Source organism: Enterobacter cloacae complex sp. IR5459 (genome assembly GCF_049238005.1).
GTDB lineage: Bacteria > Pseudomonadota > Gammaproteobacteria > Enterobacterales > Enterobacteriaceae > Enterobacter > Enterobacter hormaechei_C.
Genome location: NZ_JBMKIG010000024.1, coordinates 1 through 13,437 on the forward strand (window position 1 = coordinate 1; position 13,437 = coordinate 13,437).

General features: G+C 53.5%; 19 protein-coding genes. 5 read left to right on the forward strand and 14 right to left on the reverse strand.

The window, feature by feature from the left end:
* The 4 genes from ACOTX4_RS24845 to ACOTX4_RS24860 form a co-directional block, all read right to left on the reverse strand.
* The coding region (locus ACOTX4_RS24845) for a 4Fe-4S dicluster domain-containing protein (RefSeq protein WP_185807580.1) at positions 1 to 269 on the reverse strand (269 nt) is incomplete at its 3' end.
* Positions 270 to 279: 10 nt separating this feature from the next.
* Positions 280 to 2,718 carry a selenate/tellurate reductase subunit YnfE gene (ynfE, locus tag ACOTX4_RS24850; protein ID WP_346399619.1) on the reverse strand — a complete coding sequence of 813 codons (2,439 nt, stop codon included), beginning with the start codon at positions 2,716 to 2,718 and terminating at the stop codon, positions 280 to 282.
* 130 nt (positions 2,719 to 2,848) lie between these two features.
* Positions 2,849 to 3,154 carry a DUF1161 domain-containing protein gene (locus ACOTX4_RS24855; protein WP_063937561.1) on the reverse strand — a complete coding sequence of 102 codons (306 nt, stop codon included), beginning with the start codon at positions 3,152 to 3,154 and terminating at the stop codon, positions 2,849 to 2,851.
* A gap of 102 nt (positions 3,155 to 3,256) precedes the next feature.
* Complete coding sequence (locus ACOTX4_RS24860; RefSeq protein ID WP_003857421.1) at positions 3,257 to 4,111, reverse strand: benzoate transporter; 855 nt, start codon at positions 4,109 to 4,111, stop codon at positions 3,257 to 3,259.
* Positions 4,112 to 4,303: 192 nt separating this feature from the next.
* Here ACOTX4_RS24860 and ACOTX4_RS24865 point away from each other — a divergent pair, with 192 nt between their 5' ends.
* Complete coding sequence (locus ACOTX4_RS24865) at positions 4,304 to 5,014, forward strand: YnfC family lipoprotein (protein ID WP_003857419.1); 711 nt, start codon at positions 4,304 to 4,306, stop codon at positions 5,012 to 5,014.
* Positions 5,015 to 5,031: 17 nt separating this feature from the next.
* Here the strand turns inward: ACOTX4_RS24865 and speG are convergent, their stop codons facing one another.
* Together speG and ACOTX4_RS24875 are read right to left on the reverse strand one after the other, a co-directional pair.
* Entirely contained in the window at positions 5,032 to 5,592 is a 561-nt protein-coding gene (speG, locus tag ACOTX4_RS24870; RefSeq protein ID WP_003857416.1) for a spermidine N1-acetyltransferase, read from the reverse strand.
* Positions 5,592 to 5,930 (reverse strand): DUF1283 family protein, encoded by a 339-nt coding sequence (locus tag ACOTX4_RS24875; protein WP_003857414.1) that lies wholly within the window; start codon positions 5,928 to 5,930, stop codon positions 5,592 to 5,594. Before ACOTX4_RS24875 ends, speG begins: the two co-directional genes overlap by 1 nt.
* A 150-nt stretch (positions 5,931 to 6,080) precedes the next feature.
* On the opposite strand from ACOTX4_RS24875, the gene ACOTX4_RS24880 reads away from it, so the two are divergent.
* The 3 genes from ACOTX4_RS24880 (at position 6,081) to ACOTX4_RS24890 (ending at position 8,767) form a co-directional block, all read left to right on the forward strand.
* A complete protein-coding gene (locus ACOTX4_RS24880) occupies positions 6,081 to 6,407 on the forward strand; it encodes a YnfA family protein (protein ID WP_003857412.1) in 327 nt (108 codons plus the stop codon).
* A gap of 111 nt (positions 6,408 to 6,518) precedes the next feature.
* Positions 6,519 to 7,733, forward strand: coding sequence for a D-mannonate dehydratase ManD (gene manD, locus ACOTX4_RS24885; RefSeq protein ID WP_063937563.1), 1,215 nt, complete (start codon positions 6,519 to 6,521; stop codon positions 7,731 to 7,733).
* A gap of 14 nt (positions 7,734 to 7,747) precedes the next feature.
* Complete coding sequence (locus ACOTX4_RS24890) at positions 7,748 to 8,767, forward strand: Zn-dependent oxidoreductase (RefSeq protein WP_003857408.1); 1,020 nt, start codon at positions 7,748 to 7,750, stop codon at positions 8,765 to 8,767.
* Between the two features lie 204 nt (positions 8,768 to 8,971).
* Here the strand turns inward: ACOTX4_RS24890 and ACOTX4_RS24895 are convergent, their stop codons facing one another.
* Both ACOTX4_RS24895 and xisR read right to left on the reverse strand, forming a co-directional pair.
* Entirely contained in the window at positions 8,972 to 10,258 is a 1,287-nt protein-coding gene (locus ACOTX4_RS24895; protein ID WP_049133016.1) for a tyrosine-type recombinase/integrase, read from the reverse strand.
* Positions 10,259 to 10,289: 31 nt separating this feature from the next.
* Entirely contained in the window at positions 10,290 to 10,538 is a 249-nt protein-coding gene (gene xisR, locus ACOTX4_RS24900) for an excisionase family protein (protein WP_421635466.1), read from the reverse strand.
* 148 nt (positions 10,539 to 10,686) lie between these two features.
* Here xisR and ACOTX4_RS24905 point away from each other — a divergent pair, with 148 nt between their 5' ends.
* Positions 10,687 to 10,899: a hypothetical protein gene (locus ACOTX4_RS24905; RefSeq protein ID WP_045617122.1), complete on the forward strand. Its 213-nt coding sequence runs from the start codon at positions 10,687 to 10,689 to the stop codon at positions 10,897 to 10,899.
* A gap of 36 nt (positions 10,900 to 10,935) precedes the next feature.
* On the opposite strand, the gene ACOTX4_RS24910 is transcribed toward ACOTX4_RS24905, so the two are convergent.
* The 6 genes from ACOTX4_RS24910 to ACOTX4_RS24935 form a co-directional block, all read right to left on the reverse strand.
* Entirely contained in the window at positions 10,936 to 11,277 is a 342-nt protein-coding gene (locus ACOTX4_RS24910; RefSeq protein WP_421635467.1) for a DUF7694 domain-containing protein, read from the reverse strand.
* A complete protein-coding gene (locus tag ACOTX4_RS24915; RefSeq protein ID WP_421635468.1) occupies positions 11,195 to 11,509 on the reverse strand; it encodes a DUF4222 domain-containing protein in 315 nt (104 codons plus the stop codon). Before ACOTX4_RS24915 ends, ACOTX4_RS24910 begins: the two co-directional genes overlap by 83 nt.
* On the reverse strand, positions 11,484 to 11,843 hold the full coding sequence (locus tag ACOTX4_RS24920; protein ID WP_400221439.1) for a phage protein NinX family protein: 360 nt from the start codon (positions 11,841 to 11,843) through the stop codon (positions 11,484 to 11,486). The genes ACOTX4_RS24915 and ACOTX4_RS24920 overlap by 26 nt, the downstream gene beginning before the upstream one ends.
* Positions 11,843 to 12,061: a TraR/DksA family transcriptional regulator gene (locus tag ACOTX4_RS24925; RefSeq protein WP_421635469.1), complete on the reverse strand. Its 219-nt coding sequence runs from the start codon at positions 12,059 to 12,061 to the stop codon at positions 11,843 to 11,845. Before ACOTX4_RS24925 ends, ACOTX4_RS24920 begins: the two co-directional genes overlap by 1 nt.
* Before the next feature lie 66 nt (positions 12,062 to 12,127).
* Positions 12,128 to 12,928 carry a hypothetical protein gene (locus tag ACOTX4_RS24930; RefSeq protein WP_045330323.1) on the reverse strand — a complete coding sequence of 267 codons (801 nt, stop codon included), beginning with the start codon at positions 12,926 to 12,928 and terminating at the stop codon, positions 12,128 to 12,130.
* The coding region (locus tag ACOTX4_RS24935) for an MT-A70 family methyltransferase (RefSeq protein ID WP_421635470.1) at positions 12,925 to 13,437 on the reverse strand (513 nt) is incomplete at its 5' end. The genes ACOTX4_RS24930 and ACOTX4_RS24935, both read right to left, overlap by 4 nt.

The following is a 13,437-nucleotide window of genomic DNA, read 5'->3' on the forward strand; positions in this document are numbered from 1 at the left end:
CCGTCGTCGCGCTTGTGCATTGCCCCGCTCGGGCAGACCTTGGTGCAGGCCGGATCTTCGCAGTGGTTGCAGGCAATCGACAGGTAATAGGCGAAAACATTCTGATGCCAGACGCCGTTATCCTCCTGCCAGTCGCCGCCCGCGTATTCATAAATACGACGGAAGCTAACGTCCGGGGTCAGATCTTTGTAATCCTTGCAGGCCAGCTCGCAGGTTTTGCACCCGGTGCAGCGGCTGGAATCAATAAAAAATCCATACTGGGTTGTCATCGGTTAATCCTTATGCCTTCTCGATCTGCACCAGGTTCGTGTGCTGCGGGTTGCCTTTCGCCAGCGGTGACGGGCGGTGCGTGGTCAGGGTATTGATGCAGGAGCCGTGATCGACACGATCGCCGTTCATGTTGGCGTCATGCCAGGCGCCCTGGCCCATCGCGCTTACGCCGGGCATGATGCGCGGGGTGACTTTCGCAGCAATGCGCACTTCGCCGCGGTCGTTGAAGACGCGCACCATATCCCCATTTTTGATACCTCGTTGCTCTGCATCCACAGGGTTAAGCCACACCTCCTGGCGACAGGCGGCCTGGAGCACATCTACGTTGCCGTAACTGGAGTGGGTACGGGCTTTAAAGTGGAAACCGAACAATTGCAGCGGGAATTTGCTGCGCTCGGGCGCGTCCCAGCCTTCAAAGGTTGAGGTATAGACCGGCAGCGGGGTGATGGTTTCGTCTTTTTGTAGTTCCCAGGTTGCCGCAATATCCGCCAGCTTGCTGGAGTAGATCTCGATTTTGCCCGACGGGGTTTTCAGCGGATTGGCATCCGGATCGTCACGGAATTTTTTATAGGCCACAAAATGTCCATTTGGATCTTTGCGCTTATAAATACCCATTTTTTTCAGCGCGTCGTAGGACGGCAGCAGCGGATCTTTGGCGACCATTTTGTCGTACAGATAGCGCAGCCACTGCTCCTGCGTACGGCCTTCGGTGAATTTCTGATGGATATCCGGCCCGAGGCGTTTCGCCACTTCGCTCATGATCCAGTAAATGGGCTTGCGCTCGAACTTCGGGGCGGTAACCGGCTGGAGGAAAATCAGGTATCCCATGTTGCCGGCGTAATCGTTGGGGATGATATCTTCCTGCTCGACGGTCATCAGATCCGGCAGAACAATATCGGCATACTTCGCGGACGAGGTCATGAAGTTATCAATGACGACGATCGTTTCGCACTTGCTCTCATCCTGCAAAATGTCGTGAGTTTTGTTGATATCGGAGTGCTGGTTGATGATGGTATTACCCGCGTAGTTCCAGATGAACCTGATCGGCACATCGAGTTTATCTTTGCCGCGTACGCCGTCGCGCAGGGCGGTCATCTCCGGTCCACGCACGATGGCATCCGTCCAGCTGAAGCAGGAGATTTGCGTTTTCACCGGATTTTCCGGCAGCGGCATGCGTTCGATGGTGATGGTGTAGGTCGATTCGCGTGCGCCGCTGTTACCGCCGTTAATGCCGACGTTGCCGGTCAGGATCGGCAGCATGGCGATGGCGCGGGACGTTTGCTCCCCGTTTGCCTGACGCTGCGGGCCCCAGCCCTGGCAAATGTAGGCCGGTTTCGCCGAACCGATTTCACGGGCCAGCTTAATGATGCGATCGGCAGGGATGCCCGTTATGCGAGACGCCCACTCCGGAGTTTTCGCGGTTTTGTCATCACCCTGGCCGAGAATATAGGCTTTGTAATGACCATTAGCTGGTGCGCCTTCCGGCAGGGTTTTTTCGTCATAACCCACGCAGTATTTATCGAGGAAAGGTTGATCGACCAGATTTTCATTAATCAGCACCCACGCAATACCTGCCACCAGCGCGGCATCGGTGCCCGGACGAATCGGGATCCACTCGTCTTCACGCCCTGCGGCAGTGTCGGTATAACGCGGATCGATAACGATCATCCGCGCGTTTGACCGTTCGCGCGCCTGCTCAAGGAAGTATGTGATCCCGCCGCCGCTCATGCGCGTTTCCGCCGGATTATTGCCGAACATCACCACCAGTTTGGTGTTTTCGATATCCGATGTGCTGTTGCCGTCGTTGCTGCCGTAGGTGTAGGGCATTGCGCAGGCGATCTGCGCGGTGCTGTAGGTGCCGTAGTGGCTGAGGAAGCCGCCGTAGCAGTTCATCAGGCGCGCGACCAGCGAGGCGTAAGGGGAGGAACGGGTGATGTTGCCACCTACAATTCCGGAGGAGTAGTTAATGTAGACCGCTTCGTTGCCGTATTTTTCGACCACGCTTTTCAGACTCGTGGCGATGGTGTCCAGCGCTTCTTCCCAGGTGATACGCTCAAACTTGCCTTCTCCGCGTTTGCCCACGCGTTTCATCGGATAGTTCAGACGGTCTGGGTGATTGATGCGACGGCGAATTGAACGGCCTCGCAGGCAGGCGCGAACCTGATGGTTGCCGTAAACATCCTCGCCGGTATTATCCGTTTCAACCCAATAGACTTCGTCATCGCGAACGTGCAGACGCAGCGCGCAGCGGCTACCGCAGTTTACCGAGCAGGCGCCCCAGACGACTTTGTCTTCTGCGGGCTGAATAGCGGACTGCACAGCGGCGGCGGCGCTTTTCAGACCAAAAGGTAATGCGATCCCACCAGCGGCAAGCGCCAGAGATCCTATGGCAGTAGATTTAACCAGAGTTCGACGGCTTATCCCGCCGTGATGTTCAACTTCGGACATGACTCACCCCATCATTGTTAATAATTATTTTCACCCGTGACTACAACCGGGCTAATGATGGGGGGAGTGTTACTTATTTAGAGGTATTAAATATTAATCCTCGTCAAATCAGGGGAATTGAGTGGGAAAATCATTGCGGCTCAGCGGGCGCATTCTCCTGCGTACCTGCGCCGCTCACCGGGTAGTTGCCGCTACTGGTGCGGGTATACAAAATTTTGAAAGTATCGTTGGCACAATGCCCAACGACCTGCGCATCCGGCTGATCGGCCTGATCGTTCGGGACGATGTTCAGGGTAAAGCCAGACTCCGGTACGCCGTTGTTGATAATCTTCTGCTGAATGTCGCTTTTCACGCGCTCGCAGGAATCCGGGGCCGCAAGAAGAGCGGGTGAAGCACTCATTAACAGCAGGGCGGTAATCCAGGGTAACAGTTTCATCTGTAGCTCCTTTTCACTGTGTAGACTGTAAGCATAGCAGGGCTAGGGTAAGCTTTTGTTTTTGGGGCTGTCTTTCTGAATTGTCCTGGAGCCCTGCCTGCGTCATAAAATAAATTGCGAATAATGGTGCTGATTGTCTACCAGATAAGAAGGCAGGGTGCGTTTTGATACCTCTTGCCTGACCAGTTTTCGGTCTCGTCCCCAGATATCTTCGGCGTTGGTGATAACCTTCATAATATGTTCCGGGTTATTGAATTCCGGCAGATCGTATTCGGTATGAGAAATGGTAGACATTTTTTCAGAAATTCTTTCTGGGGTCATTACCCAGGAGAAATGCCAGCCGCCATCTTTCACAATCTTATTATTGATTTTTAGCCAGTTCCATTTAAACCATGACCAGTTTTTATCTTTGCGCGCACGCTTCCAGTTTCGGAAAGATTCAGGCTCACCGTGGAAGAAATGCTTAAGGTTGTAATAGGACGTCGCGCGCGGCAAAGTACATTTTCTCGGCGTACCATCCGTGTTGTGAACCTGGAGATTAAACTGATAGTTGAATACGTTTTGATGAATAGTCGTGCAGAGCGCGCGCGGATTAATGGCCCTGACCGTGTCGGGAGAGAAGATTTCGTCAACGTCTGACACCAGAATCAGATCGTCGTCTGCCGCGTCTTTTAACCCGTTCATAATGGAGTTGCGAAGCGCTGCTTCATTTGCCCATGCATCAACCTGGTTATTATCCGCCCGGTTTAAAATAGGCTGCGCGTCAAAAGGCACGTAAATGATTTTGTCTTTGAATTTGGCAAACTTCGTAATATCGAAATGCAATTCTCGCGGTATGCCCGTAAAAGAGTGTGTTGCTTCTACAATGACAAAACGGTCAACGACATCAGCGAGAGTATGTAATCTGATGTCGAGCAACATATCTTCGTCATAGTATAAAAAACAGTCGTAAATCATGATGTTAACCCGAAAATTTAAGAATCTAATTTTATAATAGTGTGGAATCTTCCGCGCCCAAAGTAGCCACTTTGGCAGGTCTCGTCAATGCAAACGACGGATTTATAAAGCGCGAAGAGTCAAATGAAGTGCTGTTATGTAAGTTGCTGTATTTGCTAATATGATTGTATCTCTCTCTGAACGGTAAATGATGTGAACAAATACGCAGCGATAACGCTACTGGCAACGGTACTGGTGGGATGCGACAACAACACCGCGCCGCTGTCATTTACGCCGGAGATGGCGAGCTTTTCGAACGAGTTTGACTTTGATCCTCTGCGCGGGCCGGTGAAGGATTTTACCCAGACGCTGTTTAACGATAAGGGTGAAGTCTCTAAACGTGTGACCGGCACGATGTCAACGGAAGGGTGTTTCGATACGCTGGAACTGCACGATCTCGAAGCGAATACGGGCGTTGCGCTGGTGCTGGATGCTAACTACTACGTCGATGCGGAAACCCAGCAGCAGAAGGTAAAGTTGCAGGGGAAATGCCAGCTGGCGGAACTGCCGTCTGCCGGCCTGACGTGGGACACCGACGATAACGGGTTTGTGGTTGCAGCGCACAGTAAAGAGATGGAAGTGAAGTACCAGTATGACGCCGACGGCTACCCGCTGGGTAAAACTACGGTTTCCGGCGACCAGCGTTTATCGGTCAAGTCGGTGCCTTCGAAAGATCTGCGCAAGCGCATGGATTATACGGCGGTAAGCCTGTTGAACGATAAACCGATGGGCAATGTAAAGCAGAGCTGTGATTACGATCGCCACAACAACCCGGTGAACTGTGAGCTGGTGATAACAGATGACAGCGTCAAACCTGCCGTTGAGCGCAAGTACACCATCAAAAACAGCATTGAATATTATTGAGAATAAAACCGCGCAGGTTACTGCGCGGTGGGTTTAAGCAGGCTGGCGGAGGAGGACTTATGCCCGGCCAGATGCTGATGCTGGAAAATGCACATGCGTATGGTGTTACGGTATTCGCCGTTAATAAAGAACTCATGGATCAGTTCACCTTCCACCATAAAGCCCAGCTTACGGTAGATATGAATCGCTTTTTCGTTCTCTTTGTCGACGATAAGGTAAAGCTTGTAGAGATTCAAGACGTTAAACCCGTAATCCATCGCCAGCTTTGCCGCTCGCGACGCAAGACCTTTCCCCTGGTGCTCCGGTGAAATAATGATCTGAAATTCCGCCCGACGGTGAACGTGGTTGATCTCAACCAGTTCAACCAGCCCGGCTTTTTCACCTTCGCACTCCACCACAAACCGGCGTTCACTCTGATCGTGGATATGCTTATCGTAGAGATCGGACAGCTCGACAAACGCCTCATAAGGCTCTTCAAACCAGTAGCGCATCACGCTGGCATTGTTGTCGAGCTGGTGAACAAAGCGTAAATCTTCGCGCTCCAGCGGACGGAGCTTAACGTCACACGGCGTCGACATTACGGTGCTACCGTGCGGCCAGTGCGACGATCGAGACAGCGCAGGGTGTTAGGCTCCCAGTAAGCGTTGACGTTGGCACTTTGCTGGCATTTGTCGCGGGCATCAAACGCGACGTCTTCTTTATCCCACTCTTTCTCCACGCGCTTATTCACTTTCTGACGCAGGCTGCGGGTGTCATTCCATTGTTCTTTGTCCATGGCAGCATTCTGGCGGCTTTGCGCGCTGTCACCAGACTCAATGATGAGTTTGCTGGTTTCGGCTGATGCCGTTGCGGCGAAGGCGAACGAGGACAGTGCCAGTGCGGCTGCCAGACAAAGGCGTTTGCTTAATGTAGTCATAGCGTTTCCTTTAAACGGGTGCAGACAATCGGATTACCCCGTTGGATTCTACACCAATCCGAAAGGGTGTCATACCCGCGCGGCAGGTATGGGAACGATGTGAACATTATCGCGTATGATGTCTAAATCAATCCTCACGAAACGAGAAAAATGTTCAAAACGACGCTGCTTTTTTTCGCGACCGCGCTGTGCGAAATCATCGGATGCTTTTTGCCGTGGCTCTGGCTAAAGCGGGGCGCTTCCGCGCTGCTGCTGATCCCGGCGGGTGTGTCCCTGGCCCTTTTTGTCTGGCTGCTCACCCTGCATCCGGCCGCCAGCGGGAGGGTATATGCGGCCTACGGCGGAGTGTACGTCTGTACCGCGCTGCTGTGGCTGCGCGTTGTCGATGGCGTCCGGCTAAGCCTGTATGACTGGGCAGGCGCGCTGATTGCCCTGTGCGGCATGTTGATCATCGTGGCCGGTTGGGGACGCGCATAAGCGTCCTTATAGTGTGATCGCCCGCTGATTTTACGATCATTATACTTGTATGGTAGTAGTGTAGTTGCGTAAATTTCCTGCATCACAACGAGCGATGTAAGGAAATGGATTATGAAGATTGTCGGGGCTGAAGTATTTGTCACCTGCCCGGGGCGTAACTTTGTCACCCTTAAAATTACGACCGATGAAGGCATTGTCGGCCTGGGTGATGCCACGCTGAACGGACGCGAACTTTCTGTTGCCTCTTACCTGAAAGATCACCTGTGCCCTCAGCTGATTGGCCGCGATGCGCACCGCATCGAAGATATCTGGCAGTTCTTCTATAAAGGCGCTTACTGGCGTCGTGGTCCGGTCACCATGTCAGCGATTTCTGCCGTGGATATGGCGCTATGGGACATTAAGGCGAAAGCCGCGAACATGCCGCTCTATCAGCTTCTGGGCGGGGCTTCCCGGGAAGGGGTGATGGTTTATTGTCACACCACCGGGCACACCATTGACGACGTGCTGGAAGATTATGCCCGTCATAAAGAGATGGGCTTCAAGGCAATTCGCGTGCAGTGCGGCGTGCCGGGAATGAAAACCACCTACGGCATGGCCAAAGGCAAAGGGCTGGCGTATGAACCTGCGACCAAGGGCGCCTGGCCGGAAGAGCAGATGTGGTCCACCGAGAAATACCTCGACTTCACGCCCAAACTGTTCGACGCAGTGCGCAGCCAGTTCGGTTTCAGTGAACATCTCCTTCACGACATGCACCACCGTCTGACGCCCATCGAAGCGGCGCGGTTCGGCAAAAGTATTGAAGATTACCGCCTGTTCTGGATGGAAGATCCGACTCCCGCTGAAAACCAGGAGTGTTTCCGCCTGATCCGCCAGCACACCGTCACGCCAATTGCGGTGGGGGAAGTGTTCAACAGCATCTGGGACTGCAAGCAGCTGATTGAAGAGCAGCTCATTGACTATATCCGCGCCACCATAACCCATGCGGGCGGCATCACCGGGATGCGTCGCATTGCGGACTTTGCCTCACTCTACCAGGTGCGTACCGGCTCACACGGCCCGTCGGATCTGTCGCCGATTTGCCACGCCGCGGCGCTGCATTTTGACCTGTGGGTACCGAACTTTGGTGTGCAGGAGTATATGGGTTATTCAGAGCAGATGCTGGAAGTGTTCCCGCACAGCTGGCGCTTCGATAACGGCTATATGCACCCGGGCGACAAGCCAGGGCTGGGCATTGAGTTTGATGAGAAGCTGGCAGCGAAATACCCGTACGATCCGGCTTATCTGCCGGTGGCCCGTCTGGAAGACGGCACTCTCTGGAACTGGTAAACGAGGAGCGAATGATGAAAAGCGTAGTGATCCAACAGCCGAATGCGCTGGAGATTGAGGAGCGTCCTCTCCCGTTGCCGGGGGCAGGCGACGTCCGCGTCAAAATTAAGCTCGCCGGTATCTGCGGTTCAGACAGCCATATCTATCGCGGGCATAACCCGTTTGCAAAATATCCGCGGGTAATCGGTCACGAATTCTTTGGCGAAATAGACGCGGTTGGCGAAGGCGTGGAGGGCACCCGACTTGGTCAGCGCGTTTCGGTGGATCCGGTGATCAGCTGCGGGCACTGCTACCCCTGTTCCGTTGGTAAACCGAACGTTTGCACCTCGCTGGTGGTGCTGGGCGTCCATCGCGACGGTGGTTTCAGCGAATACGCCGTCGTGCCGGCGAAAAATGCCTGGCACATTCCGGATGCGATCCCTGACAAACACGCGGTGATGGTTGAGCCATTCACCATTGCCGCCAACGTGACGGGGCAGGCGAAACCCACCGAACAGGACGTGGCGCTGATCTACGGCGCAGGCCCGATGGGGCTGGTCACCGTGCAGGCGCTGAAGGGCGTTTACAAGGTGAAGCAGGTCATCGTGGTAGATCGCATTGATGAGCGGCTGGAGATGGCGCAACGCAGCGGCGCAGACTGGGTCTTCAACAACGGCGAGCAGTCGTTACAGACTGCGCTGGATGAAAAAGGCATCAAGCCGACATTAATCATCGATGCTGCCTGTCATCCGTCCATTTTGCAGGAAGCGATTACGCTGGCGTCTCCGGCGGCGCGCATCGTGCTGATGGGATTTTCCAGCGACCCGAGCCAGATCGTGCAGCAGGGGATCACCGGCAAAGAGCTGTCGATCTTCTCTTCGCGCCTGAATGCCAACAAATTCCCGGTGGTCATTGACTGGCTGGAAAAAGGGCTGATCGACCCTGAAAAACTGGTCACCCATACATTTGACTATCACCACGTTACAGACGCCATCGAACTGTTTGAAAAAGACCAGCGGCAGTGCTGCAAAGTCTTGCTCACGTTCGACCAATAATAATTCACGCGGTAAAGAGCCTGCGAAGACAGGCTCTAAGTGGTACGCATCTTACCTTTCAGAGATAGCCATTATGACTCAAGCACAACCTCAAAGAAGTACGTCAGATTTGGTGAAAGCCGCCGTATCTGGCTGGCTGGGCACCGCCCTGGAATTTATGGATTTTCAGCGCTACGATTGGTATGTATAGGATATACTAAGATATTATGCAGCAGGCCTGTTGCTGTGGGGCATCGTTGGGGCAAAGTCGCTTAATTTTGAGCTCAACAATGCTATCTGGTCCAGGTTGTTTTCCTCCATCCACTTTCCGTAAACCTGAAAAACCATTTGAGCATCGGCATGGCCCATCTGGTTAGCAATGAAGTTCGGGTTTGCTCCTGCCGAAAGTGACCAGCATGCATAGGTGTGTCTCGACTGATAAGATTTCCGGTGGCGAAGCCCGGCTCTTTTCATCGCTGCATCCCACGAATTCCCTATGGAATTGATGGAGAAGTGCTTGCCGTAATTCCCGGCCCTGGCTGTCAGCGACGGCAGGAAGACGAACGTGCACTTACTGAATTCTTTCTTTCCGTACTCCCTCAGCTTAACGGCTACGTTATGCTCCTGAGAGAGGCGGGTCATTTCATACTGGCTTTTGAACGCCTCGAGTGCAGGCTCGATCAGGTGCACAACCCGGTTAGTGCCAGCATTGGTTTTCGGCAGAGTGAATATCCCTTTCTGAGTCAGGCTCCTTCTTACTGTGAGAGTCCCCGCCTTTAAGTCCACATCCTCCCAGGCAAGCCCGCATAGTTCACCCGGCCGCAATCCGGTGTAAACGGCGATAGCCCAAAGATTTTTACTCTGCTGATGATGGCAGGCGTCTATCAGGCGTGGGAATTCTTCTCTGGTGATAGGGTCAGGATCCGGGCGTGACTCTCGCAGTGGTGCAATTCCCGTCATCGGTGACCTTGAGATATACCCGTTTTCAACTGCAAACTGGAATATGCCAAACAGCACGGTCATATAGTTGTTCACCGTGACAGAGGATCGACCCCTCTTTGCCGTTTTATGTCCCTTCTTCATGACCTGATAACCGGTCAGCAATTCCTTTCTAACTTCCAGCATGCTCTCTTTTGTTATTGAAGAAAGAAGGGCGCCATGGCCAATGATAGCCATGACATTAGCAATCACGCGAGCATAAGTATTTAGCGATGATTCAGCCACCTCCATTTCTTTCAAAGCGAGCCACCTTCCAGCAAGCTCTCCGATCGTCACCTCCTGCCTTGATTCTCCAAAGCGTTGTAGGTTTTTAGAGTTAGGAAACTGAGACGAATAGATGAAGGTGCCGGTCTTGATCGCATAGCATATTGATGTGCGAAGCTCGCCAGCAACCTTCCTGTTTTTCGGTGTGTCCGGAACACCAAGGCCTTCCCTGACCCTGACCCCTTTATAGGTAAACCACAGCCGCAATGTGCCGCCGTGGTTCTCAACCCCGGTTGGATATTTAGACATGCCTTTTCCTCTCTGTTAAAGGTATGGCTATTTAAGCAGATTTCTGGCGGGGGATCGCCGGGCGCTGACGCTCTACCCAGTTATCGACCTCGTGGCGGTTATAGAGGATAGGGGAGTTATCCTTCGGCTGGCAGTCGCCGGAGTAGTGCTTGTACTCGCGCCCCTCCATCCATGACGTTTCTCTGGCTAATCTGATCGCGTTCTTTGTCAGTCCGGTAATCGCCATCAGAACTTTCTCTGATACCCACTTATTGGGCACCAGTTGGATCGTATCGCTCATGAGTGTCTCCAGGCAAAAAAGAACCCGGCGCGGGGCCGGGCAAAAGGGATAACGGGACAGTGCTTTCGCACCCAATAGCCAGCTCATAACTGGCTATCAGTTGCGTCAGTCGTCAGGTATATTGAGTCGTATTGAAAAGGAGAGGTGCATGGCTACCTATAAGCAGATCCAGGAATACGTCAAAGCTCATAATGGTGTAAGCGTAAAAACATGCCATATCGCACATGTTAAGCATCTGCATGGGTTCCAGATGAAACAGGCACCGAACCGCATTTCTCCTGACTCAAGGGTGTATGAATGCCCTGATAAGTTCGTCACCTATATAGAGCAAGCGATGAAGCATTTAGGGATGATCAGTTAACCTCCTCATGCCGCACGCCGGGCGCGCAGCGTTAAATTACTTCCGCCAGGCGAAGCTAATCGGCTCCGGCGTAATCCACAGGTGGCGCATGTTCGCCACGTTCACAACATCTGAATCCCGCGGGTAAATCTCCACAGCATCCCGATCCCCATAGCCAACAGCTGACTTTATCTCCTGCAATGCATCCCAGCTGATGCCATCCTTCCACCGACCTGAGCTGCCAATGCTGGTGGTATTCACCGTCAGGCGGATGACGCCGTCGTCTTCCTGAAACTCCTGAACCAGAAAGTAAGAGTTAGCCCACACGTTGCTCCGTTTGGGGTCGTGGCATCTTACCGGCCACTGAGATTCCGGTACCTGCTTGAGTATTCCGATCACGTCTCATGCTCCTTAATTTTTCGATGTGCTCTGCTGTTTCGATTTCTTCGGCGATCCGCTCAGCCTGTGCTTTGGTGAGCGGCTCGAATTCGTGCTGAAAGCGGCCCATGCTGGCAATGCAGGTGCGACCGTTGCGGATGTAGTGGATAACTTCGTGGGTAGCGCGTAGGATTTTGCAGGGCGCGCCGTGGGGATCGGCGTACCAACTACCGGGATGGATTATCCTGAACATTTGATGACCCCTGCAGCATAATGAAGACTGTCATTGCAGCGCGAAGCGGATTTTCTGTTGAACAGGTGTAAGAAATGAATCCGCACTCATCATCAACACTTGCTCGCCACTCGCCACCGAAAAGCGGTGATAGGGCAATTCTGTTTGATGTGATAATCGGCCATGCTTCCGCTGGGTTGTTGCACCATTCCATCGAGATAGACCCGCATTTGCCATAATCTTCCACGGAAACATAGTTATGTTGGCAAGAGCTGCCGTCTTTATACAACCGATAACCAAGAGACGTAGCGACTCTTTTGTTAATCTCAAAGTCACTCAGTTTGCTGTAATCCATCACATACCTCTCTGTTTATTCCGTAGCTCAATGACACCCTGGCACTCCGCGCACGTATGGCAACCGGGAACGGCAGCGCTCCGCGGCTCGGGAATTGGTTCGTCGCATTCCTCACAATGCTCAGCAGATACTGCGTTGTGGTTGATGCGGTGAGCGGAAAGGGCAGCGTTACGCTGAAGCTCTTCAATCTCTGCTGCGGTATCGATGATGTCGGCCATGGTCAATGCTCCCGGAACTGTCGGTTAATTCGGTTGAAGGTGAACGCCAGCAATAAAAAAGGAGCCTTAAGCTCCTGGGTGATTAGTGCCTTCATGCTGCACCGCCTCCCGTTTGTTTTTGAGATGAGGGGCATTCGAAAGAAAAACTGCTTTCGCAAAGCCCAGAGGAGTTGCGCTTCGAATGTTGGCACGCTCGTCACTGGGAGGGCATTCGTGAATGCGGTTGTCCGGATACCAGTCAGTCACCAATCCGGCGAAAGATGTTCCTGAGATGACCTCGATTGCCTTCTTCTTCGGCACCATCCGGCCGCAGGCCAGCTTCACGGCGTCGATAGCCGCTTCCACCATCGGGTGCATATTCTCTGCCGGCGCCTTGAAGCCGTTACCTGTCCAGAGGCAGGTCTGTTTCGTGTAGTTGTCATCCTCGCACAGCCCAGTGAACTGGTACGGATGGAACGTGTAATCTGCCGAACCGAAGATGCTACTGAACACGCTAACCGGGTTTTCGAATGCCCACGGGCATCCGGCCGCCAAGCCTGTCATCCTGCATTGCTCGGCAACGAGCGCAGCTTTAGCCTGAAAATGTTGGTCTTTGGCTCGTTTTGATTCGAACCAACGGGATCCTGATACTGCAACGTCAGTGCAAGGAGGAAAGCCGATAACCATGACCACGTTCTCGGTACGAATGATCTGGGACAGCCGCGGCATAGCCTCAATTATGGTTGCCGATATGCGTTCAATCGGACCGTTAATCGAAGTATCTGGATGCTGCGGGTCAACCAACACCGCACGGTAGCCTGCTTCAACCCATGGCACAGACATGACGCCAGTGATATCGCATAGGCAGATAATGGTACCGTTGCTCATGCAGCCTCCGTTTTCACAACATCAATGGCGCATCCGGGCAGCAGTTCCACCGCGGAGGTGGCACACTGATTTCCCCAGTGATCCCAGCCCGGCGCCGCGCTGCGGCTAAACAGCTCAATGCGCGGCACATCGCCGTAAAGCAGCTCCAGCCGGTGGCGAACTTCCCACGGCTTTTCGCTGTGCGCGCCGAGCGGGCTGTATACCACCTGCTTAATCCCTGCGTGTTTTCGTTCCAGCCCGGCGCCGCGGGTGGCAATCAACAGGTCTTCTGTATTGGCCCGGGTGTGATTGCCGCCGTTCATGCGCGTCTCGGCGTTAAGCAGATCGAGGAAGTCGTAAAAGTCGGTGATTTCACCCTCGGCCAGCGCCTTGTTGATGCGCAACTCGGCGTTCTGATTCAGCTTCACCCAGGTAAAGCCCTTCATCGTGCGAACGGTAAAACCCCAGGCCTCGGCCAGTTCGATAGCCTCCTGGTTATGCGTGCCGGTGTACCACATCGCCAGCACCGC